At 74.0% G+C, this 15,806-nt stretch carries 12 protein-coding genes; 10 read left to right on the top strand and 2 right to left on the bottom strand.

The window, feature by feature from the left end:
* Window positions 1-19 precede the first annotated feature (19 nt).
* Genes FXF68_RS01775 through FXF68_RS01730 form a run of 10 tightly spaced genes read left to right on the top strand, consistent with a single transcriptional unit; the run spans window position 20 to window position 11,836 of the window.
* Complete coding sequence (locus tag FXF68_RS01775; RefSeq protein WP_187437659.1) at window positions 20-802, top strand: hypothetical protein; 783 nt, start codon at window positions 20-22, stop codon at window positions 800-802.
* The gene (locus FXF68_RS01770; RefSeq protein WP_148757069.1) at window positions 799-1,653 is read left to right on the top strand and encodes a hypothetical protein; all 855 of its coding nucleotides are present in this window, start codon (window positions 799-801) and stop codon (window positions 1,651-1,653) included. Before FXF68_RS01775 ends, FXF68_RS01770 begins: the two co-directional genes overlap by 4 nt.
* Complete coding sequence (locus tag FXF68_RS01765; RefSeq protein ID WP_148757067.1) at window positions 1,650-2,543, top strand: hypothetical protein; 894 nt, start codon at window positions 1,650-1,652, stop codon at window positions 2,541-2,543. The genes FXF68_RS01770 and FXF68_RS01765 overlap by 4 nt, the downstream gene beginning before the upstream one ends.
* On the top strand, window positions 2,540-4,786 hold the full coding sequence (locus FXF68_RS01760; protein WP_148757065.1) for a hypothetical protein: 2,247 nt from the start codon (window positions 2,540-2,542) through the stop codon (window positions 4,784-4,786). Before FXF68_RS01765 ends, FXF68_RS01760 begins: the two co-directional genes overlap by 4 nt.
* On the top strand, window positions 4,783-5,517 hold the full coding sequence (locus FXF68_RS01755) for a nucleotidyl cyclase domain-containing protein (protein WP_148757063.1): 735 nt from the start codon (window positions 4,783-4,785) through the stop codon (window positions 5,515-5,517). Before FXF68_RS01760 ends, FXF68_RS01755 begins: the two co-directional genes overlap by 4 nt.
* Window positions 5,514-7,694, top strand: coding sequence for a hypothetical protein (locus FXF68_RS42005; protein WP_187437797.1), 2,181 nt, complete (start codon window positions 5,514-5,516; stop codon window positions 7,692-7,694). The genes FXF68_RS01755 and FXF68_RS42005 overlap by 4 nt, the downstream gene beginning before the upstream one ends.
* 5 nt (window positions 7,695-7,699) lie before the next feature.
* Window positions 7,700-8,917 carry a hypothetical protein gene (locus FXF68_RS01745; RefSeq protein WP_148757062.1) on the top strand — a complete coding sequence of 406 codons (1,218 nt, stop codon included), beginning with the start codon at window positions 7,700-7,702 and terminating at the stop codon, window positions 8,915-8,917.
* Window positions 8,905-9,801, top strand: a complete 897-nt coding sequence (locus FXF68_RS01740) for a protein phosphatase 2C domain-containing protein (protein WP_148757061.1) — start codon at window positions 8,905-8,907, stop codon at window positions 9,799-9,801. Before FXF68_RS01745 ends, FXF68_RS01740 begins: the two co-directional genes overlap by 13 nt.
* Complete coding sequence (locus tag FXF68_RS01735) at window positions 9,798-11,105, top strand: hypothetical protein (RefSeq protein WP_148757059.1); 1,308 nt, start codon at window positions 9,798-9,800, stop codon at window positions 11,103-11,105. The genes FXF68_RS01740 and FXF68_RS01735 overlap by 4 nt, the downstream gene beginning before the upstream one ends.
* A 38-nt stretch (window positions 11,106-11,143) precedes the next feature.
* Window positions 11,144-11,836, top strand: coding sequence for a vWA domain-containing protein (locus tag FXF68_RS01730; RefSeq protein WP_148348864.1), 693 nt, complete (start codon window positions 11,144-11,146; stop codon window positions 11,834-11,836).
* 3 nt (window positions 11,837-11,839) lie between these two features.
* Here FXF68_RS01730 and FXF68_RS01725 read toward each other — a convergent pair whose 3' ends face one another.
* A complete protein-coding gene (locus FXF68_RS01725) occupies window positions 11,840-13,087 on the bottom strand; it encodes an acyltransferase family protein (RefSeq protein WP_222869769.1) in 1,248 nt (415 codons plus the stop codon).
* 153 nt (window positions 13,088-13,240) lie between these two features.
* Window positions 13,241-15,787 carry a glycosyl hydrolase family 18 protein gene (locus FXF68_RS01720; protein WP_246178176.1) on the bottom strand — a complete coding sequence of 849 codons (2,547 nt, stop codon included), beginning with the start codon at window positions 15,785-15,787 and terminating at the stop codon, window positions 13,241-13,243.
* Between the last annotated feature and the right edge of the window lie 19 nt (window positions 15,788-15,806).

Here is a 15,806-nt window from a genome sequence, read left to right as displayed (position 1 = left end):
ACTGCTCCGGAGGCACCGGATGAAGCTCGCCCTGGGCGGCGTGGGCGGGGTGGCCGCCGTGCTCGTCCTGCTCGGGGCGCGGGCGGCGCTGCACGCCGGCGCGGACCCGGGGGCCGCGCTGCGCGCCGACGCGCGCCGGGTGCACTGCCTCTCGGCGAAGCAGCGGCCGGAGCTCGTCCAGGCGGCGGTCCGCCTCGGGATCGCCGCGCCGGGCAGCACCGACGCCAGGTTCCTGCCGCTCAGGGACGGACGCCCGGCGGCGCCCCGCACCCTCGACGAGTGGAGCCGCACGTCGCCCGCCGACTTCGACCGCGCGTGCGGGCCGCTCGCCGCCGTGACCGGCGCCAAGTCGCTGCAGGACCCGCCGCCGAAGCCGGAGCTGTGGAAACAGGTCGCCGCCAACCCGCTGTGCACGCTGCTGCTCGGCGCGTTCCTCACGTTCGCGACCGCGGCGGCGACCGCCCGCACCGCCCGCAGGCAGACGCTCACCGACCAGCTCAACTCGGCCGCCGCCGAGTACCTGAAGGCGGCGCAGGCGGCCCGCGTCGCGCGGTCCAGGGAGCGGGCCGCGGACGTGACCGGGCTGGAGGGCCGCCGCGTCGACCTGCTGTCGGCGCTGCTCCGGGCCGGTCGGCGGGGCGCGGAGCTGCGGAACCTGCAAGGGCTCCTGGAGACCGCCCACAAGGCGGTCATGGCGGGCCCGTTCGAGGCGGCGCCCGCCGAGGAGGGGCTGCGCCGGTTGGAGGCCGCGCTGGTGAAGGCCGTACGCGGCGGACGGATGCTCTCGGGGGGCCGGACGTGAATCCGTTCGACGGCGGCTTCGACCGCATCGGCCACTGCCGGGACGGCGCGGCCTGCCAGTACAGCGCCGAGACCTTCCTCCGGTTCACCAACGCGCCCGAGGTCCCGCCGGTGGACGACGTCCGGGGGAGCGTGATCCTCGTCGGCGGCAGCCCCGGGCACGGCAAGTCCGTCTACGGCCACCGGCTGCTCCACGAGTACCACGCGCGGCGTCTGCGGTCGGTCGACCTGATGGGCGCCGGCCCCTACGAGGAGTGCCTGGCGCGCCGCCAGGACGTCCTGCTCAAGCTGCGGGCGAGCCTCCGCACGCTGGACGATGGCGACCTGGCCGACACCCAGATCAACAACAGCGGATGGGCGACCGGGTTACGCACCCTCATGTCCAACGAGGGGAAGGGGATGGTCGTCCGGTTGCCCTGCACCATGCGGAACGTCAACGACGACAAGGTCGCCTGGGAGATCTGCCAGTACGCCAACGCCGCCGAGATGAGCGACAGCGTGTTCATCTACGAGTACCGGGCGCGGGACTGGCCCGCCGACTGGGACCGGCTCTGCGAGGACCTCGACACGAACGTCAGCGTGCACACCCGCGTCGTCGACCCGGTCGCCCCCGCCGAGCTGTGGGACTACGTCAAGGACGTCATGCGGCGGTCGCCGCACCCGGAGATCACCTTCGAGGCGGGCGTTCCCGAGCTGGTGATGTACGTCTTCGGGAGGGACGCGATGGACCCGCGGCGCGTGCACGGCATGATGCGCCGGATCTTCGCCGGCGCGATCAAGGAGGGCGGCCGGAAGGTCACCTTCGACCTGCTGTGGCCGGAGGCCGAGCGGTTGGGGAGTCGAGCGACATGACCGGACCTCCCCGGAGCGACGTTCCGCTGGTCGACAACCCGTTCCCGCGGCGACCGCCCAACCTGGGCCTCCACGCGGAGGACTGCGCCGGACCCGAGGAGCGCGTCGGCTACATCGCCTTCACCGGCCGCCCCGACCCGCCGGACGTCGCGGGCGGGGTGGTCCTCATCGGCGGCCGCCCGCACCTCGGCAAGTCCGTGCTGGCCCACCGCTGCCTGCACCGCTACCAGGACGCGGGCCTCCTCCTCGTCGACCTCGCGGGCCGGACGCCCGGCGGCCTGCCCGGCCCCGCGGACTGCCTCGCCCTGATGCGCGACGCCTACCCGCTGCCGGACGAGCTGCGGGCCGCGCTGCGCGCCGTGCGGGCCGCCGAGCCGGTCGCGGCCCACGACGAGCTGGGCCGGGCGCTGCGCGGGCGGCGGCTCGTCGTCCGGCTGCCGCGCCCGGACCCGAGCCTGCGTCCCGCCGCGATCGCCGCGCGGGCGCTCGGCTACGCGCGGGCGGGCCGCGCGGCGAACTCCAGCGTCTACCTGTTCGAGTACCCGTACTGGGTCGAGGACGACTGGACGGAGGTCCGCGAACACGTCGCCCGCGCCCCCGACGCGGACCTCGTGACGCCCGTCGCCTTGGAGCCGTTCAGCGACCTGGAGCTGATGGAGTTCCTGCGCGCCCGCGTCGGCGGCGCGGAGCCGCTCGGCGCGCTGTTCGACCTGGACCCGGCCGTCCTGCTGCGGGCGCTGGCGCGGCAGCGCGCGAGCCTCAGCCCGAACAACCTGACCTGGTTCAACGTGCTGTGCCACCAGGCGTTCGCGACGGCGATCGAGGCCCGGGCGGCCAGAATCGCGCTCCACCACTACCTCGCCGCCGCAGTCAGGATCGGTGCGCCGTGAACGAGACCCAGCCGATGGACGAGCCGCGTCCCGCGTCCCGGAACCCGTTCCCCGGCGTGCCCGAGATCCACCTGACCGGCGTGGACGCGGTCGTGCACGTCGAGACCGACGCGGTCCGCGCCGTGCGGCGGCTCGCGCTGGACTTCCTCACGTCCCGTCCGGACGTCGGCGGCGACCTGCGCAACTCCGGGCGGGTCGCGGCGGTCGTCGGCGACTACGGCGCGGGCAAGAGCCACCTGGCGTGGACGCTGATGGACGAGGTCGTCCGCATCGCCGGGACCCGGCCGATCGTGCTGGTCGCCTCGGCGCGGCCGCGGGACACCGTGCTGTCGGTCCACCGGCGGCTGCTCGCCCCGCCCGGCTCGGGCACCGGCGGGCGGATCAGGCAGGTCGACGCCGCCGCAGGGGTCCTGCTGTTCGGCACGGTCGAGCGGATGGTCGAGGACCTGTGCGCGGGCCTGCGCGGCGGCGCCGCGGACGACCCGGACGCGGCGCCGCCCGCCGCGTCCGACGAGCTCTCGGTCGACGAGGTGTGGGCGCTGCACGAGCGGCTCACCGAGATCGCCGGGGGCGACGAGGAGCTGGCGACCGTCCTCGGCCTCGTCTGGCACCGGTCGGCGGGCGCGGCGGCGTGGCGCTGGCTCTGCGGCGACGGCCGGTCGACGGACGAGGACGCGGTCCTGCTCGCCGACCGGGGCGTGCGGTCGCCGCCGGTCGACGACGACCTGCGCGCCCTGGGGGTGCTGCGCGCCCTGGCCCGGCTCTGCGGCCGGACGGGCGGCCGGATGGTGCTCGTCCTGGACGAGCTGCACATGATGCGGCCGCCCGGCGGCGACGGCCTCACCGAGACGGCCGCGACGCTGATGGAGCTGCTCGGCTGGGCGAACGAGGCGGGGACGCTGCTCGTGGTCTGCGGCCTGCTCGACTTCTGGGAGGCGCTGCCGGAGTCCGTCCGGCAGCGGGTGACGACGCGGATCGTCCCGTCGCTGCTGACCAGGGACCAGATCCGCGCCTACATCGCCGCCGCGCAGGGCTTGGACGACGTCCCGGGCGAGGCCCCGCACCCCTTCACCGCCGAGGCCGTGGAGGAGCTGTGGAAGATCACCGAGGGGCATCCGCGGCGCACCATCACGCTCTGCCACCACGCGCACCGGCTGGCCGCCGGGACCGGGCGCATCGGGCCCCGGCAGATCCAGGAGGCGAGCCGCGCGCTGTGCGCGCCCGACACCCCGGACCACGTCCGCAGCCGGCTGTTCGGCTGGTGCACCGAGCTCGGCTACCGCGTCGTGCGGGGCGGCCGGGGCCGCTGGGAGCCGGACCTGCGGGTCGGCTCCCGGCAGGGCGACGCCGAATGCGCGCTGGTGGTCAGCGGCCCCGTCGTGGAGGACTCGGAGCTGACCGCGCTGCGCGACCGGGGGCTGACGCTCGCCGGGCGCCGCCCGGCGCATCCGCGTACGGTCGTCCTGGTGATGGCGGGGCCGCTGGCCGCCGCCTTCAAGGACGAGATCGAGGACGTGTTCACGCACGTCCTGCACTGGAACAGCGACGGGTTCCGCGACGAGCTGACCGCCACCCTGCGCTCGTACGTCCCGGCCGGTGACGATGCCGGGCTGTACGAGGCGGTCATGGCGATGCGCCGGGAGCTGCGCGAGCTGGGCGCGGCCGCGCCGCCCGCCCTCGTTGCGACCGCCCAGGCCGACCCGCACGCGGCCGAGCCGAGGACATGGACCGACCCCGACCGGCGCCGGCGGTTCGCGGAGGCCGAGCGGCTCTGCGCGCGGGCCCTGGAGTTCATCGGGCACGCGCACGACAGGACGCACGAGTTCTGGAAGGGCCGTTTCCACTTCGACGCGAAGGGCGTCTCGCTGCCGCGGCTCGCCGCGCCCGGCGACCGGCACGCGGCGCTCGGGGACATCGTCAGCCGCCCCGTCCTCCAGGCGCGCGGCACGCTGATGTTCCTGGAGGACGCGGTGGGCGAGTTCGCGTCCCGCGTCGAGGAGCTGCTCGGCGACGAGGCCAGGCCGCTGCCGCAGATCCGCGAGGAGCTGCGGTACCTGCAGCGCAAGCTCGACCACTCCGTGGCGGACGTCATCACGATGTTCCCCGACGCGTACGAGGACGAGCGGGGGACCGTCGCCCGGCTGCTCGGCGTCGACCGGTCCACGCTCAACCAGCACCTGGCGGGGCTCGGCGCGACCGTCTACAGCGCCGTCGTCGCCCCCGACCGCAAGGACGGCACATGAGCTATCGCACCGTCATGGCCGCGGACCTGAAGGGATACGAGTCCGCGCCGCAGAACGCGCAGGGCCTGCTCCAGCGGAACCTGGCCGGCTGCCTGCGCGACGCGGCGGGCCGGGCCGGGCTGGACCCGGAGCGGTGGGGCGAGGCGGGCCGCGGCGACGGGATGCTGATGGTGCTGCCGCCGGACGTCGCGGTCGAGGGCCTCGCGGGACGGTTCGTCCGCGAGCTGAACGCCGAGCTGCGCGCCCGCAACCGGCTGGTGAGCGCGGCGGCGCGGGTCCGGATGCTGCTCGCGATCCACCACGGCCCCGTCGCCGAGGCGGCCATCGGGTACACCGGGACCGCGCCCGTGGTCGTGAAGCGGCTGTGCGAGGCGGACTCGCTGCGGGACGCGCTGGACGCGGCGGGCGCCGACCTCGGCGTCATCGTGTCCGCGTTCGTGTACCGCAGCTCGGTCGAGGCGGGCATGACGTCCCTCGACCCGGCCGACCTGCGCCATGTCCGGCTGCCCGGCCTCGGCGACGACGGGGACGGCTGGATCTGGTTCCCCGGCGGCCCCGACCCGCACACCGTCGACTTCCCCGACGGCCTGGCGGACGGCCCGGCGCCGGAGCCCGAGCCGCAGGCCCCTCCGGGAGGGCCTTCGCGACCTGACAGCCCCTTCCAGGACTACAGCCGCGGAAACACGTACATCGGCCGCGACCAGAACAACTACTACGGAGGCCGGCCGTGAACGAGCAGCCCGCACCCCCCGAGGCCAAGGAGCCCAAAGCCAAGGACCCCAAGGCCAAGGCCCCGAAGCCCGAAGAGCCCAAGCCCAAGGCCAAGGTCGAGGAACCGAAGGCCGGGGAGCCGAAGGCCGAGGAGCCGAAGGAGAAGGAGGAGTCGCGCGCGCACGTCCTCAACGAGCGGGGCCAGCGCGGCACGATCCAGGACCGGATCGGCACCGAGCGGGACGCGCTGTCCGGCTACGCCCCCGGCGGCACGGCCATCGGCCGCGACCAGCACAACCACTACTACGGCGGGCCGGACGGCCGGCGCGCCAGGATCGCGCCGCTGCGCCGCCGGGACGTCGAGGAGATCGAGCGCGCCTTCGTCGCCCCCGAGGACTTCGACGAGCTGCTCCAGTTGACCCGCGACCGCCGGATCGTGATCCTCCAGGCCGACCGGGGCAGCGGACGGTACGCGGCGGCGCGCCGCCTGCTGTGCCTCCTGCTCGCGGGCGACGAGCGGAGGCTGTTCGGGGTGGACCCGTCCGTCCGGCTGGACGAGCTGACGGCCGACGACCTGACCGAGGGGGCGGGCTACGTCTACCGCGACCCGGCCCGCCCGGACGCGCTCACCGGGTTCGCGCTCGACAAGATCTCCGGGCTGCTGGAGGACGCGAAGGCCCGGCTGGTGATCACCGTGGACGCGGCCCGGCCGCTCACCGACGACCGCGCCGTCGAGCTGGTGCTGCGGCTCGGCCGCGTCCAGGACCGCCGGGAGATCGCGCGCGGCCTGCTCGCGCTCGAACTGGGCGACGCCCGCGCCGGTGTGGTCCTCGCCGAACCGGACGTGGCCGCCCTCCTCGACGCGCAGCTCGGCCAGGACGGCCCGCCCCGGCACGCGCGGGCCGTCGCGGTGGAGCTGCTCAACGCGCACCGGCAGGCGCTCCCGCTCGCCCGCACCGCCGAGCAGGCGCTGCGGCTGCGCGACGACGAGCAGCGCACGCAGTGGTTCGAGAGCCTGGAGACGCTGTCCCTGCAATGCATGGCGGTGGCCACCGCCGTGCTGAGCGGCGAGCCCTACGAGACGGTCGCGCTCGCCGCGATGCAGCTGAAGAACGAGCTGGAGACGGGAGACCCGCACGCCGACTCCCTCCGCAGGCTCGACGCGCCGCTCACGCCGACCCGGCGGAAATGGCTGAGCAGGCTCGGCGCGGAGACGGCCCCGTCCAAGGTCAGGCTGAGGTTCGGGGCGACCGCGCCGTCCGAGGCGATCCGCTATCTCGACCCGTACGCGCAGGGCAAGGTGCTCGGCTACTTCTGGCGGGAGTTCGACGAGCAGCGCCCCCGGCTGCTGGGGTGGCTGCGCTGGTGCGCCGAGCATCCGCTGGAGAGCGTCCGGACGCGGACCGCCGTCGCCACCGGGTTCCTCGCCGCCCGCGCGTTCGACCTCGTCCGCGCCCTCGTGATCGAGCCCATGGCGTTCTCCGAGGACCACCGGCACCGGACGGTCGCCGCCGCCGCGCTGCACGCCACGGTGACGCAGCGGCCCGCGCTGCGCGAGCCCGTCCGGGAGCTGCTGCGCAGCTGGGGCGAGCCCGCCGAGACGCCGTGGCTGCGCGGGACCGCCGCCCGCGCCTGGCAGGTGGAGTACGCCGACGGCGGCGCCGCCGCCGCGCTCGACTGGCTGGAGGACTACACCGGCGACGACTCCTTCCTGGTCACGGCGGCGGTGTGCGAGTCGGTGACCGAGCTGTGGGAGACCGAGTGGGACCGCGAGCGCACGCCCGCGCGGCTCCTGGAGTGGACGTCGGGGCGGGACGAGGACCGCCGCCTCACCGGGCGCCTCGCCTTCCTGATGGCCGCCGCGCAGCTCGTCCGCCGGATGCCGGGCGACGACTTCGACTGGCCGGGGCTGCTGCACATCGCCGCGATGGACGACGCCCGGATGCGGGACGTCGCCGCGCTGTGGCGGGTGGTGCTCAACGACTCGATCGTCCAGGAGCCCGCCCAGGACGTGCTGCGCGAATGGGCGTGCACGGCCGACGACGTGCCGCTCGTCCGGCGCTCGTTCGTGCGCCTCACGCGGGCCGTCGCGACGGACGGGGTGACCACGGGACGCCTGCGCTTCGCGGCCCGCGGCTGGGCCGAGGCGGCTCCGAAGAGCTCCGCCGATGTACTGACCGCCCTCAACGGAAGGTGACCCTGGTGGACGAGAAGCCCGACCACGACGCCCGCGCCGGCGAATCCGGCGACGACCCAGACGAGCGCCGCCGCGCCCAGGCCGCGCAGGCCGCCCAGCAAGCGCAGGCCGCCCAAGCGGCTGCGGCGCAGGCGGCGCAGGCGGCCCAGCAAGCGCAGGCCGCCTGGCAGCACGGCCCGGCCGCGCAGGCCTGGCGGCCGCCCGAGGCCGACCCGGCTCCGCGCGAGCCGTCCGGGCCGCTCATCGTCGACCGGCGGCCCGCCCGGGGCGTGCCGCCCGCCACCGCGATGCCCGGCCGCGCCTTCGTGTTCTCCGACCGCGACGGCCAGGCGGTCCAGCTCAGCGCGACACCGCGCGGCTGGCTCGGCTCGCTAGGCGCGCCCCGCTACGAGTGGCGTTTCGAGGTCGACGTCGGCCTGCGCTCCGACACGTTCACGGCCACGATCCCGAGCCGGACGGACACGGCCCGGTTCATCGTGACGCTGGAGGCCGAGTGGTCGGTGACCGACCCGGTCCGGGTGGTCCGGCGCGGCCTGGTGGACGGTGCCAGGCTCGTCCGGTCCCGGCTGCTCGCCGCCGTGCGGTCGGTCGGCCACGGCTACCGGATCGACCAGATCTCCGAGCTGGAGACCGCGCTCGGGGACAAGCTGGCCGCCGGGTTCCGCGAGTACCCGGAGGGCATCACCGTCCACGGCTGCTACGTCACCGCCGAACCCGACGAGCGCAGCCGCGCCAAGCTGGAGCGGATCGACGACGCCCGCGTCGAGCGGCAGCTCAGCGAGGAGGAGGTCGGCGCGCTCCGCACGTCCATGCGCAGCAGCTCCGACCTGTTCCTGCTGTACCTGGCGCAGGACCGCAACCGGGTCGGCGACCTGATCATCGACATGCGCAAGCACGAGGAGATCAAGGAAGAGCGGGTCATCGAGCTGTTCAACAAGGCCGTCGAGCAGAACATCATGCAGCCCGCCGAGATCAACGAGATGCTGCGGCGGCTCCTCGACCCCATCGCGGGGGTGTTCCAGCCGGACGGCCGGACCGACATGTTCGGCACCGCCCAGCTCCCGGCGCCCGCACCCGCCACGGGCGCGGCGCCCGCGCCGCCCCCGGCGATCGCGGGATCGCTCGCCGCCGACGACGACGAAGAGGACGTCATGCCGGAGGAGCTGCGGCAGCGCGCCGAGGACGGCGTGTACGAGTGGAAGCCGATGCCGTGGGAATCCTGAACCGCCGCCGCCGGGCCGCCGCCCCGGCCGCCGCCGGGCCGCCGGAGCCGGCGTGGGACTTCCCGCGCCCGCTCGGCGCGGGCGCCCGGCAGGCGGGCGAGCCGTGGCGGCTGCCGGACGAGCCCGCGATCTCCGGCATCGCCGCCGACGCGGTCCGGGTCGGGGCGCTGACCGTCCGGGCGGCCTCGCTGGTCGGGCCCGCGCACCGGTGCGCCGAGCCCGCCCAGCACCGGCAGGACGCCTACCGGCTCGGCCGCGACCAGGCCCGGCGGCACCTGCTGGTCGCGGTCGCCGACGGGATGTCCGACAGCAGCCGCTCGCACCTCGGCGCGAACGTCGCGGTCACCGCGCTGATCGGGCGGCTGCGCGCCGACCTCGCGCGCGGCGCGCCGCTGGACGCCCCCGCCCTGTTCCTCGACGCCGCCCGGCAGATGTCCGGGATGGCCGCGCAGCAGCAGGTGACCGAGAACGACGTGCGGGCCGCCGCGCTCGCCGCGGTCGTCCCGGTCGAGCCGGCCGCGGACGGCCGCCGCCTCGTCTGGGCCGCCTGGCTCGCCGACGTCGGCGCCTGGGTGCGCGCGGACACCGGCTGGACGCGGCTCGTCGGCGACGAGAAGCACGGGCTGGACGCCGACGCCCTGACGGAGTTCCTCCCCTTCCACCCCGATCGGGCGCGGACCGCGCGGCTCACCCTGGAGAAGGGCGCCGTGCTGGCGCTCGCCACGGACGGGATCGGGGACGGCTTCGCCGACGGCGCCGCCCCCTGGTTCGCCGACCGCTGGTGCGACCCGCCGCACATCGCGTCGTTCGTCGCCGACGTCGGCTACGACGCCCGGGGCCTGCTCGACGACCGCACCGCCGTCGTGATCTGGTGCGACCGGTGAGGGCCTGGTCGGACCGGCCGTTCGAGCCGGTCACGGAGCTGGCGGAGGTGGCCGCGGCGGGCGCGCGGATCGCCGGCGAGAACGGCCAGTCGACCGCCGTGTACGAGAGCGCGGACCATCCCGGCTGGCTCGTGAAGCGCTACAAGCCGGGCTTCCCCGAGGAACCGCCCGACGTCCTGGACCGGCTGATCGCGCTGCCCGGCGCGATGACGCCCGCCGACCTCGCCGTGGTGGACGCGGCGACGTGCTGGCCGGTGAGCCGCGTCGTGTCGGACGGCGTGACGGTCGGGGTCGTCGTCGCGAAGGCGCCCGCCGAGTTCTTCACCACGGTGCGGACGCCGTTCGGGCCGCCCGAGTCCGTCCCGCTGAACCTGGACCAGCTCGTCCAGACCGACGACGAGTTCTACAAGGTCCGCGAACTGGCCGTCCCCGGCGGGCGGGAACGCCGGAGCGTGGCGCGGAGCGTCCTGCGCGTCGGCGCGCTGCTGGAACGGCACGACGTCGTCTACGGGGACTGGTCGTACGCGAACCTGTTCTGGGAGCGCGGCGCGGGCCGGGTCTTCCTCATCGACATGGACAGCTGCGGCCTGTCGTCCCGGGCCTGGGTCGAGTGCAACTCGTGGAACGACCCGGCGGTGCCGCAGGGGGAGCGCCTCACCGTCCGCACCGACCGGTACAAGGTCGCGGTGGCGGTGCTGCGGGTGCTGACCGGCGTCCGCGGCGAGGACGCGCACCCGGCCCTGGACGCGCTGGACGCCCCGCTGCGCGCGAGCACGTTCGGGGAGGCGCTGCGCTGCTCCCTCGACGACCCGCCGGAGCTGCGGCCGAGCTCCGGCGAGCTGCTGGAGCTGCTGGAGACCGAGCTGGACCCCCGCCCGGCGTCGCGTCCGGCGAAGCCGCCCGCCGCGCGTCCGGCGGAACCCGCGGCGACGCGCCCGGTGCCCACCGCCCGCGGAGCCCCGCCGCCCGCGCCCGCCAAGCCGGCCGCCCCGGCGCCCGCGCCCGCGGCGCCGCCCGTGCCCGCCCCGGCGGCCGCCCCGACACCGGCGACCCCTCCGCCGCCCGCGCCCGCTTCGGCGCCCGCTTCGACACCCACTCCTGCGGCCGCCTCGACACCCGCGCGTAAGCCCGCGCCCGCGCGGTCGCGGACGCCCGCGCCGCCCCGGGTCGAGTACGACCCGTTCGAGCGGGACCCGTCCGCGCGGACCGGGGTCGAGCGGCTCGTCCCCTTCTTGATCATCTGCTGTCTCGGCGCGCTCGTCCTGCTCCTGCTGGGCGGGGTCGTCTCGGCGCTGCTGCCCTGACGGGCCGGACGGGCCGCCCCCACGAGAGAGGACACGACATGACCACCTCCAGCGAATCGGCGTCCGGCCGCGGCAAGGGCATGCCGACCTACATCGCCCTGGACATCTCCAAGTCGATGCAGAAGCACGAGGACCTGCTGAACGAGACCCTCGCCAAGATCGTCAAGGAGCTGTACCTGAACCCGCGGGTCGCCGAGTTCGTGCACCTGTCCATCGTCACGTTCTCGACGGCGCCGACCGTGGTCGTCAGGATGACGGAGCTGACGAGGATGAAGCAGATGCCGGTGCTGCGCTGCCATGGCGGCACGCGGTTCGGGCCGCTGTTCGAGCTGCTCCGCGACCGGATCGACATCGACGTCCCGCTGCTCCAGGACCAGGGCTACCGGGTCGTCCGCCCGGTGGTGTTCCTGCTGACCGACGGCGCGCCGACCGACCGTCCGCCGTCCGCGTGGGAGGAGCCGCACCGCGCCCTGGTCGACCGCGAGTGGGAGCGGCATCCCCGGGTCATCAGCTTCGGCTTCGGCGACGCCGTCGAGTCGATCCTGCGGCGGATGTCGACCGTCCAGACCTACATGGCGGACCCGGCGCTCGGCGACGGCACCGGCGCGCTGCCGGAGGCCATGAACGGGATGCTGAGCAGCATGGTCGCCTCGGTCCAGGCGCGGGAGCTGCGGCTGCCCACCGAGGTCGCGGGGTACCGGGTGCTGTCCGAGGACTACGTCGAGCAGTGACCGTCAGGACGCGAGCATCTGCGGCTGGACGGCCGCCTCCCGGCGCGCCGGGCGGCGGGCGAGGCGGCGGCCGAGGCGCTGCGCGGGCGCCTCGATCCAGCGCTGCGTCGCCCAGCTCAGCATGAGCAGCGCGAGGACGAAGAACAGGAGCCCGAGCGCGTCCTCCCGGCCGGACGCGCCGAGGAACTGCGCGGCCACCATCAGCAGCAGCGGGTGCAGCAGGTAGACGGAGAAGCTGACGGTGCCGAGCCAGGTCGCCCAGCCGGGGAACCGCCGGCCACGCCACCGCCACGCCACCGCGAACGCCAGCGCCGCCGACAGGATCGTCGCGTTCCAGGAGATCTGGGCCTTCCACCCGTAAGGGGCGGCCTGCCACGTCCCGGTGCCGACCGCGCCCGCGAGGACGACCGCCGCCGTCGCCGCGCCCGCGCGCCGGCCGAGCTGCCCGTTCTCGGCGCGGTGCACGACCGTCCCGGTGAACATGACCGCCAGCATGAGGACGCTCTCCCAGGCGTCGATGCGCCCGTTCGCGGTCACCAGGAGGGTGGCGAGCAGCCCGCCGAGGAGCCCGCCCGCGGTGCGCGGGGCGCGCCGCCCGGACACGGCGGCGGCGATCGCCGCGAGCAGCGCGACGGCCGTCACGGCGACGACCGGGCCGGTCCCGGCGGTGCGCGACAGCAGCGCGGCCGGGGCGTAGGCGCCGGTCAGCACGCCGGTCGCGGTCAGCGCGCCGGCGCCGGCCGCGAGCACCGTGAGGACGGCCGCCGCGGGCGCCGACCGGCGGTGCCCGCCGACGACGAACAGCGCGACGATGAGGAGGTAGAAGGCCATCTCGTAGGAGAGCGTCCACAGCACGTTCATCACGTTGGGGACGTTGAGCACGTCCTGGAGCATCGTGAGGTGCGCGAGGACGGCGGTGGCGGGGGAGTAGTCCTCCAGCCCGGCGCGCAGCCCGAGGACGCCGAGCAGGAACGGGAGCACCGCGAGGAAGCACGTCACGGCGAGCAGCGGGTAGATGCGGAAGAAGCGTCCGATCCAGAATTCCCGGACGCTTCCCCGCCGTTCCAGCGACGCGGGGACGATGTAGCCGCTGACCAAGAAGAACACCAGGACGGCCGCCATCCCGGGGTCGTACCACTCCTTCATCAGGATCCGGGTGTCCGGCAGGTACACGTAGCTGGCGTGGTGCAGGGCCACCGTGAGCGCCGCCCCTCCGCGCAGCGCGTCGAGCCACCCAAGCCTGGACGTCACGGGGGAAACACCCGAAGCGGGAACCATTCCGACAGAGTAGACGCACTCCGGTGGAGCGCCCGAGTCATGAAATGACCGATCTAATGCGAGGGGAAATGGGTCAGGGCCGGTGCCGTGCTGGCGCAGGCGGCACCGGCCCTGAGTCTTACGGGACTAACCGCCCAGCGAGTCCGCCAGGGTCTTCGTCAGGACGCCCGGGTCACCGGACATCTCCCAGATCATCGCGCCCAGCAGGCCCTTGCTCTTGAGCCAGGCGACCTTCTTCTGGATCGACCACGCGTCGTCGAACGTCCACCATTGACCGTTGTCGCCGGTGTAGCAGGACGTCGCCACCGCCTGCTCGTCGTGGACGATCTTGCAGTTCGGCACGCTGGCGAGCAGGTTGCTGTAGCCGCGGGTGCCGGCCTCCTCCTGGAACTGGCCGGGGGCCGCGCCCTTCGCGTCCTGCCATTCGCCGCCCTTGCCGCCGTCCTTGACGTTCTGCCAGCCCCGGCCGTAGTAGGCCAGTCCGATGGTCAGCTTGCGCGGGTTGACGCCCGCGTCCAGGTACGGCTTGACCGCGTTCTCGACGCTGAAGTGGAACGAGTACGGGTCGTCGACGTCGGTGTACAGGTTGCCCGCGTGGCCCGTGCGGTTGGGCTCCCACGAGTTGTCGCTGCCGGAGCCGTGGAAGTCGTAGCCCTGGATGTTGAAGATGTCCATGGACTTCGCGACCTCGGCGAGCTCCCAGCCGGCCTCGATCTTCGCCGGGTCGGCGGGGGTGAACGCGGTGAGCTGGTAGCGCTTGCCGGTCTCCTTGCTCATCTCGTCGAGCTGCTTGCGGAACTCGGCGATCAGCAGGGTGTTGTTGTGCTTGTCGTCAGGGCTGACGTGGTTGCCCGGGTGCCCCTCGGCGCCCGGCCACTCCCAGTCGAGGTCGATGCCGTCGAAGATGCCGGCCGCCGAGCCCGGACCGCCCTTGCCGGTGTACTCGGGCAGGTTGCCCTTGATGTAGACGTCGAGGCAGGACTTGACGAACTTCTGCCGGGAGGCGTCGGTCTTGGCGACGTCGGAGAAGTACTTCGAGTACGTCCAACCGCCGATGGAGATGAGCACCTTCAGGTTGGGGTACTTCGCCTTGAGCTTCTTCAGCTGGTTGTAGTTGCCCTGGAGCTTCTCCCAGCCGGAGTCGGCGACGCCGTCCACCGACTGCGCGGCGCTGAACGGACGACCGTAGTCGGCCTCGGCGTCGCCCGCGCCGTCACCCTGGCTCGGGTCCTGCGGGTTGGACGTGGTGCCCTTCGTGACGCCCTGGAGGCACGTCAGGTTCTGCGGGTCGATGTTGGCGAACGCGTAGTTGATGTGGGTGAGGCGTGCCGCCGCGCCGGTGTCGACGAGGTTCTTCACGAAGTACTGGCGGCCGTAGATGCCCCACTGGACGAAGTAGCCGACCTTGGCGTAGCCGTTGCCGACGACGTCGTCCGTCTTCACCTTGATGGCGTCGCTGGCCGCGGACACGTTGTCGTACTTGTCGCGGGCCTTGACGGTGAACGTGTACTCGGTGGACGGGGACAGCCCCGCCACCGTCGCGGACGTGTCGTTCACGGTGGTCGCGACCTTGCCGTCCACCAGCACGTCGTAGTTCGCCACGCCCGAGGCGTCGGTCGAGGGGCTCCACGAGAGCTTGACGCTGCCGGAGTCCTTGCCGGTGCTCTTCAGCCCGGTCGGGGTGGACGGCGGGGTCGTGTCGTCCGCCGGGTTGTTCGTCTTCACGGTGATCGGGGAGCTGGCGGCCGACAGGTTGCCCTTGCGGTCGCGCGCCTTCACCGTGAACGTGTACTCGGTGTTCGGGGTGAGGCCCGTGACGGTGGCGTTGGTCTCCGGCACCGTCGTCGCGAGCGCCGTGCCGTTGTAGACCTCGTAGGCGGTGATCGGCAGGCTGCCGGCCTTCGCCGCGTCCCACTTCAGCGAGACGGTCTTCGTGGTCTTCACCGGGGACGTCAGGTTGCCGGGGGCGGCCGGCGGCGCGTCGGCGGAGCCGTCGCAGTTGACGTCGTTGACCCGGCAGGTCGTCGGCTGTGCGCCCGCCTTCGACACCGTGAACGTCGGGCTGTACGGCTCGGTGGTCCGTCCCGCGCCGATCGTCGCGTTGAAGTAGGCCGGGGAGAGCGTGACCGTCGTCCCGCTCTGGGTGATCGAGCCGTTGTCGGCGCTGGAGGCGGTCACGCCGGACGGCAGGTCGAACACGACCGACCAGTTGGTGATCGTCGCGGACGTGTTGTTGGCGACGATGAACTTGGCCCTCGTGCCGTCCAGCGAATAGGTCGCCGTGACGCCCTGCGCGACCCGCGGCGGGTCACCCGAGCCGTCGCAGTTCGCGCCGTTCAGCAGACAGTTCGTCGGCTGCGCCGTCGCGGAGCTCAACGTGAAGGTCGGGCTGTACGGCTCGGTGCTGCCGCCGCCCTTGACGGTGTCGATATAGAACAGCGGGCGGAGCGTCACCTTCGTGCCGCTCTGCGAAATGGTGGCGTTCTGCGGGTTGCTCGCCGTCACGCCCTCGGGCAGGTTGAAGGTCAGCGTCCAGCCGCTGACCGAACCCGTGCCAGGGTTGCTGACCACGTACTTCCCTGTCGTCCCGGACAGGCTGAACGCCGCCGTGAGCCTGTCCGCCGCGCTCGCCGGGGCGACGGCGAGCGCGGCCACTACGACGATGGCGGTCAAGATTCCGATCATTCGGCGC

Source organism: Actinomadura decatromicini, assembly GCF_008121305.1.
In the GTDB taxonomy this organism is placed as follows: Bacteria; Actinomycetota; Actinomycetes; order Streptosporangiales; family Streptosporangiaceae; genus Spirillospora; species Spirillospora syzygii.
The sequence above is the reverse complement of the archived record's forward strand: the minus strand, read 5'-3'. Positions and strand labels throughout refer to the sequence as shown.